The organism is Iodobacter ciconiae, from assembly GCF_003952345.1.
Taxonomy (GTDB): Bacteria; Pseudomonadota; Gammaproteobacteria; order Burkholderiales; family Chitinibacteraceae; genus Iodobacter; species Iodobacter ciconiae.
On sequence record NZ_CP034433.1, the window covers coordinates 1,301,723 to 1,318,430 of the forward strand.

16 protein-coding genes are annotated in these 16,708 nt (G+C 48.4%); 15 read left to right on the forward strand and 1 reads right to left on the reverse strand.

Going from position 1 to position 16,708, the window contains the following annotated elements; all coding sequences use genetic code 11:
• Window positions 1–107 precede the first annotated feature (107 nt).
• The 15 genes from rlmN to EJO50_RS05805 all read left to right on the forward strand — a co-directional run bounded on the left by rlmN (window position 108) and on the right by EJO50_RS05805 (window position 15,423).
• The gene (gene rlmN / locus EJO50_RS05735) at window positions 108–1,265 is read left to right on the forward strand and encodes a dual-specificity RNA methyltransferase RlmN (protein ID WP_125972300.1); all 1,158 of its coding nucleotides are present in this window, start codon (window positions 108–110) and stop codon (window positions 1,263–1,265) included.
• Window positions 1,265–2,002: a type IV pilus biogenesis/stability protein PilW gene (pilW, locus tag EJO50_RS05740; protein WP_125972302.1), complete on the forward strand. Its 738-nt coding sequence runs from the start codon at window positions 1,265–1,267 to the stop codon at window positions 2,000–2,002. Before rlmN ends, pilW begins: the two co-directional genes overlap by 1 nt.
• A 13-nt stretch (window positions 2,003–2,015) precedes the next feature.
• On the forward strand, window positions 2,016–2,924 hold the full coding sequence (locus tag EJO50_RS05745; RefSeq protein ID WP_125972304.1) for a RodZ domain-containing protein: 909 nt from the start codon (window positions 2,016–2,018) through the stop codon (window positions 2,922–2,924).
• 23 nt (window positions 2,925–2,947) lie between these two features.
• On the forward strand, window positions 2,948–4,225 hold the full coding sequence (gene ispG / locus EJO50_RS05750) for a flavodoxin-dependent (E)-4-hydroxy-3-methylbut-2-enyl-diphosphate synthase (RefSeq protein WP_125972306.1): 1,278 nt from the start codon (window positions 2,948–2,950) through the stop codon (window positions 4,223–4,225).
• A 101-nt stretch (window positions 4,226–4,326) separates the two neighbouring features.
• The gene (hisS, locus tag EJO50_RS05755) at window positions 4,327–5,607 is read left to right on the forward strand and encodes a histidine--tRNA ligase (protein ID WP_125972308.1); all 1,281 of its coding nucleotides are present in this window, start codon (window positions 4,327–4,329) and stop codon (window positions 5,605–5,607) included.
• A 4-nt stretch (window positions 5,608–5,611) separates the two neighbouring features.
• On the forward strand, window positions 5,612–6,244 hold the full coding sequence (locus tag EJO50_RS05760; RefSeq protein WP_125972310.1) for a YfgM family protein: 633 nt from the start codon (window positions 5,612–5,614) through the stop codon (window positions 6,242–6,244).
• Window positions 6,244–7,374: an outer membrane protein assembly factor BamB gene (gene bamB / locus EJO50_RS05765; RefSeq protein ID WP_125972312.1), complete on the forward strand. Its 1,131-nt coding sequence runs from the start codon at window positions 6,244–6,246 to the stop codon at window positions 7,372–7,374. Before EJO50_RS05760 ends, bamB begins: the two co-directional genes overlap by 1 nt.
• Entirely contained in the window at window positions 7,375–8,769 is a 1,395-nt protein-coding gene (gene der / locus EJO50_RS05770) for a ribosome biogenesis GTPase Der (protein ID WP_125972314.1), read from the forward strand.
• 258 nt (window positions 8,770–9,027) lie between these two features.
• Entirely contained in the window at window positions 9,028–9,297 is a 270-nt protein-coding gene (gene hfq / locus EJO50_RS05775; RefSeq protein ID WP_125972316.1) for an RNA chaperone Hfq, read from the forward strand.
• Between the two features lie 141 nt (window positions 9,298–9,438).
• Window positions 9,439–10,563, forward strand: coding sequence for a GTPase HflX (hflX, locus tag EJO50_RS05780; protein ID WP_125972318.1), 1,125 nt, complete (start codon window positions 9,439–9,441; stop codon window positions 10,561–10,563).
• The gene (gene hflK / locus EJO50_RS05785; RefSeq protein WP_125972319.1) at window positions 10,550–11,707 is read left to right on the forward strand and encodes an FtsH protease activity modulator HflK; all 1,158 of its coding nucleotides are present in this window, start codon (window positions 10,550–10,552) and stop codon (window positions 11,705–11,707) included. Before hflX ends, hflK begins: the two co-directional genes overlap by 14 nt.
• Before the next feature lie 12 nt (window positions 11,708–11,719).
• A complete protein-coding gene (gene hflC / locus EJO50_RS05790; protein WP_125972321.1) occupies window positions 11,720–12,589 on the forward strand; it encodes a protease modulator HflC in 870 nt (289 codons plus the stop codon).
• Complete coding sequence (locus EJO50_RS05795; protein ID WP_125972323.1) at window positions 12,586–12,771, forward strand: DUF2065 domain-containing protein; 186 nt, start codon at window positions 12,586–12,588, stop codon at window positions 12,769–12,771. Before hflC ends, EJO50_RS05795 begins: the two co-directional genes overlap by 4 nt.
• Before the next feature lie 90 nt (window positions 12,772–12,861).
• Window positions 12,862–14,016, forward strand: a complete 1,155-nt coding sequence (locus EJO50_RS05800; protein ID WP_125972325.1) for an ATP phosphoribosyltransferase regulatory subunit — start codon at window positions 12,862–12,864, stop codon at window positions 14,014–14,016.
• Window positions 14,017–14,127: 111 nt separating this feature from the next.
• A complete protein-coding gene (locus EJO50_RS05805) occupies window positions 14,128–15,423 on the forward strand; it encodes an adenylosuccinate synthase (protein ID WP_125972327.1) in 1,296 nt (431 codons plus the stop codon).
• Window positions 15,424–15,609: 186 nt separating this feature from the next.
• Here EJO50_RS05805 and EJO50_RS05810 read toward each other — a convergent pair whose 3' ends face one another.
• Window positions 15,610–16,359, reverse strand: coding sequence for an IS5 family transposase (locus tag EJO50_RS05810; protein ID WP_125971449.1), 750 nt, complete (start codon window positions 16,357–16,359; stop codon window positions 15,610–15,612).
• Window positions 16,360–16,708: the final 349 nt, after the last annotated feature.

Below are 16,708 nucleotides of genomic sequence, written 5' to 3' on the forward strand. Positions count from 1 at the left end.
AACGTTGCGAGTGCTGTGCCGGGCTAGTGATGTTAGAGCAGTTTATTTATTTACCTGGTATGCCTCGCAGCTGTAGTGGCAGTGATTTTTTGAGTGAGTAAAGAGTAATGTCAGTTAATTTGTTGGATTATGATGCGGCGGGTTTAGCCGGGTTGATGGCGCAATATGGCGAGAAGCCTTTTCGCGCCAAGCAGTTGATGAAATGGATTCATCAGCGCGGCGAGCCGGATTTTGAGGCGATGACCGATATCGCCAAGTCATTCCGGCAAAAACTGGTTTTGGACGCGGCAGTGACGCCTCCCGCTCTGATGGCCGAGCAAATTGCTAAAGATGGCACGCGCAAGTGGTTGCTGGATGTAGGAACGGGTAACGGTGTTGAAGCTGTGTTTATTCCCGAGGATGATCGCGGTACGCTTTGCGTATCCAGTCAGGTGGGCTGTGCTCTGGACTGTGGTTTTTGTTCTACTGCGCGTCAGGGATTTAATCGTAATTTAAGTACTGCAGAAATTATTGGTCAGCTTTGGTGGGCTAATCGTCGTATGTCGCTCGATGCTTCGCGCCTTGGTGATGCGGGTTTGGCAGATAATAGAAATGGGGATACCCGCATTGTCTCTAATGTAGTGATGATGGGCATGGGTGAGCCGCTGGCTAACTACGATAATGTGGTGGCTGCCATGAAACTGATGCTTGATGACAATGCTTACGGCTTGTCCCGCCGGCGCGTAACGCTTTCTACGTCAGGTATTGTGCCGGCGATTGATCGCCTGCGTGAAGATTGTCCGGTGGCATTAGCGGTGTCCTTACACGCGCCTAATGATAGAATCCGTGACGATATCGTGCCTATTAATAAAAAATATCCGCTGCATCAGCTATTGGCAGCATGTACCCGTTATCTGGAAAAAGCGCCGCGCGATTTCATTACCTTTGAGTATGTCATGCTCGACGGTATTAATGACAGCGTGGAAAATGCGCGGGAATTAGTCTCCCTGGTCCGTGATGTGCCATGCAAATTTAATCTGATTCCGTTTAATCCATTCCCTAATTCGGGCTATAAGCGCTCGCAACGGGATGCCATCATGCGGTTTCGTGATATTTTGATTAACGCGGGTTATGTGGCCACGGTGCGCAAAACACGCGGTGATGATATTGACGCTGCCTGTGGTCAGCTTGCAGGGCAAGTTTTAGATAAGACCCGCCGTGCTGAAAAGCGACTGGCGGGCGATGCTCAGGTCATTATTTTTCAACCTCAAAATGGCGATCTCTAATGAAATTACCTGTGTTCGTAATGATGGCAGCTTTGTTTACTACTTCTTTTGCTGGTGCTGCAGTAGGTGATGAGGACAGAGCCTCTTTGCGAACGCAACTGGGTGCCGAGTATTTAAAACGCGGGCAGTACGCGGTTGCGGTTGATGAAGTCAATAAAGCACTTGCTGTTAACGCTTTTTATGCACCTGCACATAATGTGATGGCTTTGATTCATGCCGAATTAGGTGAGGATGAAGCTGCAAGGCAGTCGTTTGCCCGTGCTGTGCAGCTCTCGCCAAATGATGCAGATATTAACCATAACTATGGCTGGTATCTGTGTCAGAAAGGGCAATATCAGAACGGGATTCAATTTTTGCTTGCTACGCAAAAAAATGCGCTTTATAACACGCCCGATAAATCACTTTTGGCCGCCGGGCAATGTGCCTTAAAAAGTGGTGATGATGCCAATGCCCGTATTTATTTTGAGCGTGCGCTACGTGTTCGTCCGGATAATTTAGCGGCAAGAGCGAAGCTGGTTGAATACGGCATATATACGAAAGATCTGGTGCTGGCAAAGCGGTATTATGCTGAGCTGCAAAGGCTGGCACCAAGCAGCGCCGGACTACTTTGGCTGGGAATTCAGCTGGAGCACCAGGCTGGTAATAAAGAGTCAGAAAACAAACTGGCAGAGCAATTACGCAAGAAATTCCCCGATTCGCAAGAAATGGCCCGCTTATCCAGCGGCTCCTATGATTGATTAACGGACGTGTATGACCGAGATAATTGATTCCTCTTCAGAGCAGCAGAGTGTTGTCATTACTGCTGGTGCGGCTTTAAAGGCGCGCCGGCTTGAGCTGGGTTATTCACTTGATAAAGTTTCAGCTCAGTTAAAGCTGACACCTCGCCAGATTGAAGCAATAGAGAGCGAGCGTTTTGATGAATTGCCAGGCAATACCTTTGTTCGCGGCTTTGTGCGTAATTACGCTCGCTTTCTTGATTTGCCTATGGCTCCGCTTCTTGCGCATTTAGAAAACTGCCTGCCGCAGGAAAGGCAGCAAGCCGCTTTGCCCCGCGTGAATGAAGATACTTCTGTCTTGCTGGGGTCGGGGGCAAAAGCTCATTCCTTTTTGCTGGGGGCGGTGGTCATCATTGGTGTCGCAGTGGGGGCTGCAGGCGTGGTCTGGTATCTGCAGCAACCCGTGCAGCCAGAGCTTGTTGCTTTAGTGACGGCTCCGCAGCCCAAGGCGGTGGATGTGGCTAGTGAAGCTGCAGCCCGGGCGGCAAGCCCGGTTGAGGCCCTCTTTGCAAGTGTGCCCGTGCAAAAGGCGGCCAGTGCGGTAAGTATCCCGGTGGCTAGTTCGGCGAGCGTTGTGGTCATGGTCAAGCCTGTTGCCAGCGTTGCAGTGGCGCTTAAAGCGAGTGAGGCGCAGGCGGTTGTGGCGGCAGGGGAAATTAATATTGCCGTTCAGCAGGATTCCTGGGTGCAGGTGCAGGATGCTACCGGGGCTAAGTTACTGAGCGGGTTATTGAAGCCCGGAATGAGTAAAAGCTTATCCGGTGTTCCGCCTTATCGTTTGAAAATTGGTAATGCGCCCTATACCAAACTCACTTTCCGTAACCAGATTGTGGATTTAACCACTTACACTAGCGGCGATGTAGCGACTTTCGAGTTGAAATAAACCCCTTTGAGCTGAAGTAGACGATGACAACGATTTCAATTCCCCGCCGTAAAACACGCCAGGTTCAGGTCGGTAATGTCTGGGTTGGCAGTGATCATCCGGTTGTGGTGCAGTCCATGACCAATACTGATACGGCTGATGCTGCAGCAACGACACAGCAGGTGTATGAGTTGTGGAAAGCCGGTTCAGAATTAGTTCGTATTACTGTGAATAGCCCGGAGGCGGCTGCACAAGTAGCAACAATTCGTGCCAGTCTGGATGCGATGGGCTGTGACGTGCCTCTGGTCGGGGATTTTCATTTTAATGGTGATCGCCTGCTGCGTGATTATCCTGACTGTGCTCAGGCTCTGGCTAAATACCGGATCAACCCGGGTAATGTGGGTAAAGGCAGTAAACGTGATGAAAAATACGCGTTTATGATCGAGCAGGCGGTTAAGTATAAAAAGCCGGTTCGTATCGGGGTGAACTGGGGGTCTTTGGATCAATCTGTGGTTGTTAAATTGATGGATGCCAATGCAAAGCTGGATAAGCCATTGCCTGCAGATGCGGTGATGCGTGAGGCCTTGATTGTATCGGCGCTTGAGTCGGCTGATCAGGCGATAAGCTGGGGTTTAAGCCCGGATCAGATTTTACTGTCTTGTAAAGTGTCCCATGTGCAGGATCTGATCGCGGTTTACCGCTCGCTTGCTGCACGCTGTGATTATCCTTTGCATCTGGGGCTGACCGAAGCGGGAATGGGCTCAAAAGGCATTGTGGCTTCGACTGCGGCATTGTCTGTGCTCTTGCAAGAAGGAATTGGCGATACGATTCGTATTTCACTGACGCCCGAGCCAGGTGGTGATCGTTGTACCGAAATCATTGTGGCGCAGGAAATTTTGCAAACCATGGGGTTACGCTCGTTTACACCGCTTGTGACTGCGTGCCCGGGCTGTGGCCGTACTTCTTCTACCGTATTCCAAGAGTTAGCCTCCAGCATTCAGTCTTTCTTGCGCGAGCAAATGCCGGTTTGGCGCTTACAGTATCCGGGTGTGGCCGACATGACGGTGGCCGTGATGGGTTGTGTGGTAAATGGCCCGGGTGAATCCAAGCTGGCTGATGTGGGGATTTCTCTGCCGGGAACGGGAGAGATTCCCGTATGCCCTGTTTATGTAGACGGTGAAAAAACCGTTACCTTGAAAGGTGATCAGATTAGTGAGTCCTTTCAGGCGATTGTGCTGGATTATGTGCAGACCCGCTACGGCGAAGGTGGTGTGAAACGCCAGGAAGTAAGCCCCAAGGTTATTGCTCTCAAAGTAATTTAACTCTTGTAAACTCCGGGTACTGCTTTGTTTGTGGCACCCTGGAGTCGTCTTGAAGTGTGCGGGCGGGGATTGTTTAAAACAAACTAAAAGAAAAATATTTAATGTCTAATCAAATCCAAGGTATTCGCGGCATGAACGATGTTCTGCCGGATGAGTCGCCTGTCTGGCTTTATTTTGAACAAGTTACGCGCGAGTGGCTGGCAGCTTATGGTTATAAAAACATTCGTATGCCGATTGTTGAGTCAACCCATTTGTTTGTGCGTGGTGTAGGTGAGCATACCGACATTGTAGAAAAGGAAATGTATTCCTTTGAAGACAAGCTCAATGGTGAAAAACTGACTCTGCGCCCTGAGGGTACGGCAGGCTGCGTACGTGCCTGTATCGAGCATGGCTTGCTTTACAATCAAACCCAGCGCCTTTGGTATATGGGGCCGATGTATCGTCATGAACGCCCGCAAAAGGGGCGTTATCGTCAGTTTCACCAGATTGGTGTTGAAGCTTTTGGTATGGCAAGTCCTGACGTGGATGCTGAAATTATCCTGATGCTGGCAGATCTTTGGCAGCGGCTGGGGCTAAAGAATGTCAGTCTGGAAATTAATTCTTTAGGTGATAAAGAAGAGCGTGCGGCGCACCGTGAAGCCTTGATCCGATATCTGGAGCAATTTGTTGATGTTTTGGATGAGGATGGTAAACGCCGTCTTTACACTAATCCGTTACGTGTTCTGGATACAAAAAACCCTGCTTTGCAGGAAATGGCTGAAAATGCACCTAAATTAAGTGACTTTTTGGGTGAAGAATCCCGCCTGCATTTTGAAGGTTTGAAAGCTTTACTTGATGTAGCTGGAATTAGCTACCGCGTTAATTCGCGCCTGGTGCGTGGTCTGGATTATTACAATCGAACGGTATTTGAGTGGGTGACCAGTGATCTGGGCTCGCAGGGCACGATTGCCGGTGGAGGTCGTTATGACACACTGGTTGAGATGCTGGGAGGAAAGCCTTGCCCTGCTGTCGGTTTTGGTATGGGTATTGAGCGCATTTTGCTCTTGATTGAAGAGCAATCTGTTGCCGTATCCCTCGCTGTGCCCGATGTTTATATTGTTCATCAGGGTGATGCTGCGGCTCGTCTGGCTTTTGTTACTGCACAGCAGCTGCGTACGACAGGGCTGAATGTTATCTTGCATTGCGGTGGGGGGAGTTTTAAATCCCAGTTTAAAAAAGCCGATGCCAGCCAGGCACGGTTTGCTGTGGTGATTGGCGAAACAGAGGCAGAAACGCTGACTGCCAACATTAAAACGCTTAATGGTGAAGGTGCGGGTGAACAGCGCACGGTTGCCCTTGCCGAACTTGCAATGACTATCTCCAATACACACGAAGGGAAGTAAAAACATGGCTTTCGATCTACAAGAACAAGAGCAAATTGCAGAATTCAAGGCATGGTGGGAGAGTTGGGGCAAGTTTATTGCCATGGGCCTGATTGCTGTTTTGGTTGCTTATTTAGGCTGGAAAGGCTGGAGTGCTTATCTGACATCGCAGTCAGCCAAGGCGGGGGTACTGTACGCTGAGCTGGATAAACGGGCTGAGGCAAAAGATGTCGTAAAGATGAAGCCTGCCGTTGAGCAATTGAAAAAAAATTATGCTGGCTCTGCCTATGCGCCGCGTGCTGCTTTGCTTTTGGCTAAAGCCAGCGTAGAGGCCAGTGATGTGCCTGCTGCTATGGCTCAATTGCAATGGGTTGTTGCCAATGCAAAAGAAGCGGGGCTGCGTGATGTCGCGCGTTTACGTCTGGCGGCTGTGCAGCTGGATCAGAAAAAATTTGATGACGCTCTGTCCACACTGAAATCCAATGAAGAAACGAGTTTTGCAGGCCTGTTTTTTGAAGCAAAAGGCGATGTCCTGTTAATTAAAGGTGATAAGGCGGCTGCACGTGAATCCTATAAACAAGCAGTGGTTAAATTGCCAAAAGATGCACCTAACGTGAAGTTTGTAGAAGTGAAACTGGAAGCCCTGGGGAATTCTTGATGCAAGATTTTTATCGTCTAGCTATTGCTGTTTCTTTATTGGGCTTGTCGGCATGCAGCACGGTTAGTAATGCGCCAGAGCCTGCTCCTTTGCCTGTGATCTCACAAAGTTTACCTGTTGCCAGCCAGTGGCGTGCCCCGGTGGGGGATGAAACTTTGTTTCGTTTTGTGCCTGCTGTGGACGGGGATTTGGTTGTTGTTGCGGGCACTCCGGATAAGTTGCAGGCGCTGGACGTGGCCAGCGGTAAAAACCGCTGGCAAATCAGAACTGAACAGCCTATTGCAGGCGGGGTTGGTCTGGGGGAGGGGGTTATTGCCGTCGGTTCCGTAAAAGGGGTGGTCTTAGCGTATGATCGTGCCGGCAAGTTCCTGTGGCGGGCTCAAGCCTCCAGTGAAGTGATGGCTCCTCCTGCTGTGGGTAAGGGAATCGTTGTGGTGAAAACCGGCGATGGCCGTGTGAGTGCCTATTCGGCAGCAGACGGAAAGCAGCTCTGGCAATATCAGAAGCAGCTGCCTGCACTGATTTTACGTAATTACGCTGCGGTCACTATTTCCGGTAATGTGGTTTATGCTGGTTTATCAGGCGGGCGCTTAGTGGCGTTATCACTACAGGATGGCCGCGTGCTGTGGGATAGTCCTGTTGCGATCCCTCGCGGGGCAACCGAGCTTGAGCGGGTGACCGATGTGGTGGCGCCTCCGGTGGTTGATGGCCGTTTGGTCTGTGCGGTGGCTTATCAGGGGCGTGTTGCCTGCTTTGATGCTGCCAGTGGCAGTGCCGCGTGGACGCGGGAGCTGTCAAGCTGGTCGGGACTGGCAATGGATTATCGCTATGTTTATGTAGTCGATGCTGCAGGTAATGTAAACGCTTTTGAGCGTGAAAGTGGCCGCAGTGTATGGCGTCAGGATAAGCTGGCTGCACGTTCGGTGACTGCTCCTGCCGTGCTGGGTAAGTATCTGGTTGTAGCTGATTTTGCAGGCTACACCCACTTTTTAAATACAGAAGACGGCAGCTTTGTCGCGCAACTGGCTACAGATGGTGCGCGTATTGCGGTGAGTCCTTTAGTGGTCGGAGAGCATTTGCTGGTGCAAACGCTATCTGGCAATGTTTTTTCAATAGGCTTAAGCAAATAAATGAAACCTACAATTGCGCTGGTTGGTCGTCCCAATGTCGGAAAATCCACGCTTTTTAACCGACTGACTAAATCGCGCGACGCACTTGTTCACGATATTCCCGGCCTGACGCGTGACCGTCACTACGGGCACGGCTTGGTTGGCGAAAAGCCCTATCTTGTGGTGGACACGGGCGGTTTTGAGCCTGTGGTCGATGAAGGCATTATGTTTGAAATGGCAAGGCAAACCTTGCAGGCTGTTGATGAGGCGGATTGTATTGTTTTTATTGTGGATGGCCGTAACGGGATTACACCGCAAGATAAAATCATTGCTAACCGTTTACGTCAATCAACTTGCCCGGTTTGGGTCGCCGTTAACAAAGTTGAGGGGATGAATGCCGCAGTTGTCTGTGCGGACTTTTTTGAGCTGGGCCTTGGCCATCCTGTGGCGATTTCAGCGTCGCACGGTGAAGGCGTGCGCTTGTTGTTTAATGAAATTCTGGAAGACTTCCCGGAGCCGGAAGAAGAAGAAGACGCGGATCATCCTAAATTTGCCGTAATTGGTCGCCCCAATGTGGGTAAATCCACTTTGGTGAACGCGATTTTGGGAGAAGAGCGAGTCATTGCTTTTGATCAGCCAGGCACGACACGGGATTCGATATATATTGAGTTTGATCGCAATGACCGTAACTACACAATCATTGATACGGCAGGTGTGCGTAAGCGTGGTAAGGTTACCGATGTGATCGAGAAGTTTTCGGTCATTAAGACCATGCAGGCAGTTGAAGACGCTAATGTGGCAGTTTTGGTGCTGGATGCCACGCAGGAGGTCTCAGATCAGGATGCACGTATTGCCAGCTTTGTGTTGGAAACGGGTCGTGCGTTGGTTGTGGCGATTAATAAGTGGGAGTCTGCTGACCAGTTCCAGAAGGATATGATCAAGCGTGAAATTAGCCGTAAATTAGGTTTTTTGGAATTTGCAAAATTCCATTATATTTCTGCTTTGCAAGGGCAGGGCGTGGGGGAGTTATTTGCTTCTATTGATCAGGCCTATGCAGCCGCTATGATCAAAATTCCTACACCTAAACTGATTCGTGGTCTGGAAATTGCGCTCGAGCGTCAACAGCCACCGATTGCTGGTAAAATTCGTCCGAAAATGCGCTATTGCCATCAGGGTGGCACCAATCCGCCTGTAGTGATTGTTCACGGTAATGCCTTGGAAAAAGTGCCCGATTCTTATTGGCGTTATCTTGAGCATCACTTTATGAAGATGTTTAATTTGCAAGGTACACCTTTACGTGTTCAGTTTAAAAAGAACGTTAATCCTTTTGAGCATAAGAAGCAGGTGACGGGTGGAAAGGCGATGCCAATGGTTCATTTGAAGGGTGCTAAACCCAAAAAATATGGCAAACGCTGATAACCTTTGAAAGTATTTCGCAATTTTCACGCTTGGCAGAGAATGTATTTTGTACTATAACAGTCCGTCTAAATGTGAAGTAATTTGCTAAGAGTTAATGGAAAAATGTTGGGATAGCTGTGTTTTGCTTTGGAAAAGACAGTTTTCTAGCATTTTTTATCATAACTGACGCGGGTGATTTTGCTTTTCAATGGGCTGACAAAGCGTAAGACCCATCAGTCTCTATTAAGATATAACAAGAATTTGGAGAAAAAAATAATGAGTACTAAGGGGCAAATGTTGCAAGATCCGTTTTTGAATGTGCTGCGTAAAGAGCACGTACCTGTTTACATTTATCTTGTAAACGGGATTAAATTGCAGGGGCAAATTGAGTCTTTTGACCAGTACGTCGTCTTGCTGCGCAATAATGTGACGCAGATGGTTTATAAGCATGCAATCTCCACTGTTGTGCCTTCGCGTCCGGTATCTATCCCGCATGAACATGCAGGTCAGTTGCCACCTGTGACAGATGTTGTGGTTGATGCTTAAGTAAGGGCATATTGACTTCATTGAAATGGTTTCAATAAAAGCGGTGCGGTTTAAAAACCCCGATGGACAGGGTCTTTCGGGGTTTTTTGTGTTGAGCTGAAATGGCTTAACACGGTATTTGTTAATAATAAAAGGTCATGCATGTTTGAACGCCATAAGGGTGGAGACAGGGCCATCTTGGTTTGCCTGGATTTTGGTGAGCTGGATTATCAGGATGGTGTTGAAGAATTTGTTCAGCTGGTAGAAAGTGCAGGCGCTCAGATTCTTGCTACTGTTGAGGGAAAACGCAGCAGGCCGGATCGTGCTTATTTTGCTGGTACGGGCAAGGTGCAGGAAATTGCTGAGGCGGTGCAAATTTACGAAGCCGAGCTGGTTATTTTTAACCATCAGCTTTCACCTTCGCAAGAACGCAATTTAGAGAAAGTGTTACAGTGCCGGGTTGTTGATCGCACAACGTTGATTTTGGATATTTTTGCTCAGCGTGCACGTACGGCTGAAGGTAAATTGCAGGTGGAATTGGCGCAACTGTCGCATATTTCTACTCGCCTGATTCGCGGCTGGACTCACCTTGAAAGACAAAAAGGTGGGATCGGGATGCGCGGGCCGGGCGAATCGCAGCTTGAAACAGACCGCCGTCTGTTGGGGGGGCGGGTTAAGCGCTTGAAGGATCAGCTGGCTACCGTGCAAAAGCAGCGTGCTACTCAACGTCGCTCGCGCGAGCGCAACCGGCAGTTTAGTGTTGCAATTGTGGGCTATACCAATGCCGGTAAATCATCTTTATTTAATGCATTAACTAAATCGAAGATTTATGTTGCAGATCAATTGTTTGCGACATTAGATACAACATCGAGAAAGTTATTTCTTGATCCGGAACATTCGATTGTATTGTCCGATACGGTTGGTTTTATTCGCCAATTACCTCACACTTTAGTGGCTGCATTTCATGCCACTTTAGAAGAAACGATTCAGGCCGATTTACTTTTGCATGTGGTGGACATCAATCATCCATTGCGTGATATGCAGATTATTGAGGTGAATAAAGTATTAAGTGAGATTGGTGCGGAACGTATTGTGCAATTGATAGTCAATAATAAGATTGATCTGCGCGACATACCTCCGAGTGTTGATCACGACGAGTATGGTAGAATTTGCGCTGTGCGTTTGAGTGCTACCCAAGGGACAGGGCTCAATGCGCTTCGCGCCGCGCTGCTTGAGGCTTTAAGCCATCCACTAAAAACAGCTGAGTTAACTAATGAGTCAAAATGACCCGCAATGGGGTGGTCGCCGTAATGGTCCGCCTGATCTGGATGAAATCATTCGTAATATCACAAGTAAAATATCCCGCCTTCTAGGCGGAGATGGAGCCCCAGGGGGAAATACCCGGGGTGGCGCCGGTGCTGCTGTGGTTGTGGCAGTTGCAGTTGCTGTGCTGTGGGCTGCATCCGGTTTTTATGTCGTTGACGAGCGGGAAAATGCCGTCATTATGCGCTTTGGTCGTTATGTGGAAACGGTTGAAAAGCCGGGCTTGCACTGGCATTTGCCGTGGCCGGTTGAATCGCGTGAAATTGTGAATATGACTGAAATTCGCAGCCTGGAGGTTGGCAGCCCCGGTGGTGAGGGCCGCGCTGGGGATGAATCCATGATGCTGACAGGAGATCAGAATATCCTCGAAGTACGCTTGGAAGTGCAGTACAACCTTAAATCCGCGCATGATTTTGTGTTTTTTAACCGCACAACAGATCGTGATGCGAAAGATTTGGTTAAACAGATTGCACAAACTGCGATTCGTGAAGTCGTGGGTAAAAACAAAGTTGATTACGTGCTCAATGAAGGGCGCGGTAAGATCGGTGAAGATACCAAGGAAATCGTGCAAAACCTGCTTGATCGTTATGGCGTGGGTGTAGCGGTTTCTCGCGTGAATATCTCGGACGTGCAGCCGCCTGATCAGGTGCAGGCCGCATTTTCTGATGCAGTAAAAGCGCGTCAGGATAAAGCGCGTCTGATCAATGAAGGTACGGCTTACGCGAACGATGTGATTCCTAAAGCGGGGGGTATGGCTGCGCGTCTTTCCGAGGAGTCCGAAGGTTATCGCTCACGTGTTGTGTCACAGGCTGAAGGGGATGCGTCCCGCTTTAAGCAGGTTGCTGCCGAGTATGCCAAAGCGCCTCAGGTCACACGGGATCGGATGTACTTCGATACCATGCAGCAGGTTTTCCAAAACACAACCAAGCTGCTGATTGATCAAAAATCAAATGGAAACTTGCTTTACCTGCCTTTGGATAAATTGATGCAAATGACTTCACCTGCCGCAGCACCTGCTCTGGCAGCAGAGGCTGCAAAAGTGGCAGAACCCGCTGCTGATGTGGCTGCTAATCATAATGTTCGTGCCAATGTGCGCGACGGCCGCTAAGGGGAGAGCAATATGAATCGAATTCTTTCTACTTTAGCCTTGGTATTGCTGGCTTTGTTTGTTTTCTCTGCCTCATTTTTTACGGTAGATCAGCGTCAGTATGCTGTGGTGTTTCAGTTTTCTGAAGCAGTACGTGTTATTAAAAACCCGGGTATTAACTTTAAAGTGCCACTGTTGCAAGAAGTCCGCTACTTTGATAAACGCATTTTAACCATTGATGAAGAAACGCCTGCGCGTATCCAGACAATCGAAAAAATGAACGTAAAAGTAGATAGTTTTATCAAATGGAAGATTATTGATGTAGAGAGATACTACAAAGCAGTTGGTGTTGATCAGCGCAAGGCTGTTGAGCGTTTACGCAATACGGTAAACAATATGCTGCGCGATGAGTTCGGTAAGCGTACTGTGCAGGATGTGATTTCAGGTAAGCGTGATGAAGTCATGGAAACAGTGCGTAAGGTGGCTGATTCTGATGCTGCCCGGATTGGTGTGCAGGTCATTGATGTGCGTATCAAACGTGTTGAGCTTGAAGACAGCACGCTTAATTCGGTTTACGAGCGCATGCAATCTGAGCGTAAAGCTGTTGCAAACCAGATGCGTGCAGAAGGCTCTGCTGAGGCTGAAAAAATTAAAGCCGATGCAGATCGTCAGCGTGAAGTAACCCTGGCAAATGCTTACAATAAAGCTCAGCAGATCAAGGGTGAGGGCGATGCAAAAGCCGCTGCTCTTTATGCAGAAGCTTATGGCCGCAATCCGGAGTTTTATGCTTTTTATAAGAGTATGGATGCGTATAAGCAGAGTTTTGCGAAAAAGAGCGATGTGATGGTTGTGGATCCAAGTTCGGAATTCTTTAAATATATGAAAAACCCGAAAGCGAAGTGATTGATTCTTTGCTTCTGGCCTTTGCATTGATGCTTGTTTTTGAAGGAATTATGCCTTTTGCACTTCCTTCGGTGTGGCGTAGTGCAATGCAAAAAATGGCAGAATTAGACGATTTTAAAATTCGTTTAATTGGTTTGGGGTGTTTGCTCGCAGGTTTAGTGCTGGCATTATTGGCTCGCTAGGCTATCTATTTAGGAAGTGTGTGCCCGCACTGTGCTGTTTGCACAGGCGGGCCTTTGTTTGAAGGGCTTTGTTTTTTAAAGCAAATGATTATGCGCAACTGGATCCTACCCGAGTATATTTCCGATGTTTTACCCTCTGAAGCCCGCCAAATCGAAGCTTTACGACGTAAAGTACTTGATCTGTTCACCTGTTATGGTTACGAGCAGGTCTCGCCACCTTTGATTGAGTATGTGGAATCTTTATTCACGCAAGATGACAGTGCGCTTGATTTAAAGACTTTCAAGCTGGTGGATGAATTAACCGGCCGTCAGATGGGGTTGCGGGCAGATATCACGCCTCAGGTTGCCCGAATTGATGCACATATCTTAAATCGCCAGGGTGTAGCAAGGCTTTGCTATGCAGGATCAGTCGTGAATGCCCGGCCAGAAGGTGTGTTATCAACGCGTGAGCCTCGTCAGATTGGCGCAGAAATTTATGGTTGTGCCGGTGTGGCGGCGGATGTGGAGGCGATTGAGCTGATGTTCGAGAGTCTCGCTCTGGCGGGTTTAAAATCGCCTCGTTTAGATATTGGCCATATTGGTTTATTTCATGCGTTAGCAAATGAGGCGGGCCTTATGGGGCATCGCCGTGCAGAGGTTTTTTCTGCGCTGCAGCAGAAAGATTTGCCGACTATTCGTGAAACTACGGCAGAGATTGCTGCTGAGTTGCGAGCTGCATTATTGTTGTTGCCTTCATTTTATGGTGGTAGCGAAGTGCTGATCCGTGCTCGAGCCGAGTTACCCAAATTGCCAGGCGTAACCGCTGCACTGGATAGCCTGGATCAGCTGACCGCAGCCTTGGAATTACGTGGCCTTGTGGTGCATTTTGATTTGGCCGAGCTGCGCAGCAGTTATTATCATACCGGCCTGGTTTTTGCAGCTTATGCTCATGGGTTTACCAATGCAGTAGCAAGGGGGGGGCGTTATGACAGCGTGGGTGAAAAATTTGGTCGATCCCGCCCGGCAACCGGTTTTAGTATGGATTTACGTGAGTTTTCTTCTTTGCCTTTTCCGTCTTTACGGTCGGGCGTACTGGCCCCGGCGGGGGACGACGTGGCGCTATTGGCTGCAATCCGGGCATTACGCAGTGCTGGTGAAATTGTGATGATTGATTTGGGTGTATTTGCGTCCGAAGTAAGCATTGATCGTGAGCTCAAATGGGTTGACGCTCGCTGGCAGGTATTGCCACTGACCACTGCTCATTAGTCATTATTTTTTTGTGTATTGCCTCGCAAATGGGGCATGCCGTTTAGTACATTACGCAGTATTTGGATACTGCGTGTTTTGGTTACGTTGGTTTTAATAGTGAGGTTTGGCATGAGCAGAAATGTGGTCGTGATTGGTACCCAGTGGGGTGACGAGGGTAAGGGCAAGATCGTTGACTGGCTGACCGATCATGCACAGGGCGTGATTCGTTTTCAGGGCGGTCATAATGCCGGTCATACACTGTGGGTGGGCGGCAAAAAAACCGTTTTGCGTTTAATCCCTTCAGGTATTTTACATGCGGGTAAGGCTTGCTTTATCGGTAATGGCGTGGTTATTTCTCCTGAAGCCTTGCTCAAAGAAATTGACGAGCTGGAAGCTGCGGGTGTTGATGTGGCTAGTCGTCTGCGTATTTCGGAAGCGTGTCCATTGATTTTGCCGTACCACATTGCCATTGATCAGGCGCGTGAAGCAGCAAAAGGCGAAATGAAAATTGGTACAACCGGCCGTGGTATTGGCCCTGCGTACGAAGATAAAATTGCCCGCCGTTCGATTCGTTTGCAAGATCTGTATCACCCAGAGCGCTTTGCCGCCAAGTTGAAAGAAAATCTTGATTGGTACAATTTTACTCTGAAGAACTACTTCAAGGCTGAAGAAGTTGATTTCCAGAAGGTTTACGACGATGCGCTGATTTATGCTGAGCGTATCAAACCTATGCTGGGCGATGTTTCCCGCACACTTTATGATATGAATAAAGCGGGCCAGCCTCTCTTATTTGAAGGTGCGCAAGGCACATTGCTGGATATCGATCACGGTACCTATCCTTACGTGACTTCCAGTAATTGCGTGGCCGGTGCTGCCTCAGCTGGCGCAGGCGTTGCTCCGCAAATGTTGCAATACGTATTAGGTATTGTGAAGGCTTATACCACGCGGGTGGGTTCAGGCCCATTTCCAACCGAATTATTTGACGATGTGGGGGTGGGTTTAGCATCTCGCGGTCATGAGTTTGGCTCGGTAACTGGTCGTGCACGTCGCTGCGGCTGGTTTGATGCTGCTGCGTTGAAGCGATCTATCCAAATTAATGGTGTATCCGGTTTGTGTGTGACTAAGCTGGATGTTATGGATGGTATTGAAACAATCAGTATTTGTACCGGTTACAAGCTCGATGGCGAAGTCACCGATATCCTGCCCATTGGTGCAGAGCAAATTGCACGCTGTGAACCTATTTACGAGCAAATGCCGGGCTGGCACGAGTCTACTTTTGGCGTTAAAAGGCTGGAAGATTTACCCGCTAATGCGCGTGCTTATTTGAAGCGTATCGAAGAAATCTGTGAAGCGCCGGTGGATATTATTTCTACAGGCCCGGATCGTGAAGAAACTATCGTATTGCGCCATCCTTATAATGGCTGATTAAGGGATCGTTTCTGGCTAGGCTAGGAGCAGAAGTAAATGACAGGGGCTGGGTTCTGTATAGAACCCGGCCCTTTTTGTTTTTTTGGGGATTACTGGAGTGGTTTGCTATGAGTTTAAGTGATTTTAGTTTTCACTTTATTTTAACTGGGTAACTTTTATCGATGATTAGGGTCTGTTGACGTTTCACATCGGTAGCCATAAAAATGCGCACGCCATGGCTATGACACTTTCATAATTTCGCTTCAACTTGTCATATCGGAATGCCACTGCGCGGTAATGCTTCAATCGCGCAAAAGCATTCTCGACCAAATGTCGATAGCAATACAGCCCACGATCTAGATCCACATTCCCTTTGATTGAATTACGTTTTCTGGGAATCACTGATCGCGCACCCTGCGCAGAAATCAGTCCTCGAAGGTACTCACTATCGTACCCCTTATCTGCGATGATCACTTCGGCTGAAGGCAGTTGGGCAATCAGCTCTGGGGCGGCAGTACAATCATTAATCTCGCCTCCGGTAATTTCGAAGGCAATCGGCAAACCATAAGCATCTACCGCCAAATGAATTTTGCTGGTGTTCCCTGCACGGCTTTTGCCAATCGCTTCAGATTGATCGCTGGCCGCCCCGGCGCTGTGTTGATGCGCCTTGGCATAGCTACCATCAATGAATACCCATTCAAAATCGGGGTCGATCAGTAAGGCTTTGAAAATATTGAGCCATTTCCCAGCTACAGACCAAGCATTAAAGCGTTTATAGACTGAATTCCATTCACCAAAGGCGCTGGGTAAATCCCGCCACGGGCAGCCAACGCGCATGCGGTAAAACATTCCTTCGACGGTAATTCGTAAATCAGGCTTGTTGTAAATGGTGTGTTGAAGCAGAATCTTTTCTAGCTTCGACCAAAGCTCGTTACTGAGCATTAATCGGGGCATCGCAAACCTGCAGGGGAAATGGTGTAGGAACCTGAATTCTGCGGGTTTGCATCCGTCATTGCATGACTTTAGCTTGAAACGTCAACAGACCCTAGGGGAGTTTCATCTTGTGTACCAAGTTTTTGGTAGTCTGTAGTGTTATTAGATAATGTATTGGTATGTATATGGCGTTTTGTTGCTTGATTTTATTTTTAACGGATGAGGTTGTGTTTTTTGTTGTTAAAAAAATACAATTTTATTGTAGGTGTTCCTAGGTATTTACCGGTATTTTTTGTGTTTTTTGTAATGTATAAATGTATTCGGATAGTTAGAGCCTGTTGTTTTTGTTTTAGTTTGGCTGTTTTAAGGT

Coding starts and splice junctions, on each gene's coding strand:
- hfq (WP_125972316.1), top strand. CDS start 9,028: ATGAGTACTAAGGGGCAAATGTTGCAAGATCCGTTTTTGAATGTGCTG.
- EJO50_RS05745 (WP_125972304.1), top strand. CDS start 2,016: ATGACCGAGATAATTGATTCCTCTTCAGAGCAGCAGAGTGTTGTCATT.
- bamB (WP_125972312.1), top strand. CDS start 6,244: ATGCAAGATTTTTATCGTCTAGCTATTGCTGTTTCTTTATTGGGCTTG.
- EJO50_RS05805 (WP_125972327.1), top strand. CDS start 14,128: ATGAGCAGAAATGTGGTCGTGATTGGTACCCAGTGGGGTGACGAGGGT.
- EJO50_RS05760 (WP_125972310.1), top strand. CDS start 5,612: ATGGCTTTCGATCTACAAGAACAAGAGCAAATTGCAGAATTCAAGGCA.
- hflX (WP_125972318.1), top strand. CDS start 9,439: ATGTTTGAACGCCATAAGGGTGGAGACAGGGCCATCTTGGTTTGCCTG.
- der (WP_125972314.1), top strand. CDS start 7,375: ATGAAACCTACAATTGCGCTGGTTGGTCGTCCCAATGTCGGAAAATCC.
- hflK (WP_125972319.1), top strand. CDS start 10,550: ATGAGTCAAAATGACCCGCAATGGGGTGGTCGCCGTAATGGTCCGCCT.
- pilW (WP_125972302.1), top strand. CDS start 1,265: ATGAAATTACCTGTGTTCGTAATGATGGCAGCTTTGTTTACTACTTCT.
- EJO50_RS05800 (WP_125972325.1), top strand. CDS start 12,862: ATGCGCAACTGGATCCTACCCGAGTATATTTCCGATGTTTTACCCTCT.
- hflC (WP_125972321.1), top strand. CDS start 11,720: ATGAATCGAATTCTTTCTACTTTAGCCTTGGTATTGCTGGCTTTGTTT.
- ispG (WP_125972306.1), top strand. CDS start 2,948: ATGACAACGATTTCAATTCCCCGCCGTAAAACACGCCAGGTTCAGGTC.
- EJO50_RS05810 (WP_125971449.1), bottom strand. CDS start 16,359: ATGCCCCGATTAATGCTCAGTAACGAGCTTTGGTCGAAGCTAGAAAAG.
- hisS (WP_125972308.1), top strand. CDS start 4,327: ATGTCTAATCAAATCCAAGGTATTCGCGGCATGAACGATGTTCTGCCG.
- rlmN (WP_125972300.1), top strand. CDS start 108: ATGTCAGTTAATTTGTTGGATTATGATGCGGCGGGTTTAGCCGGGTTG.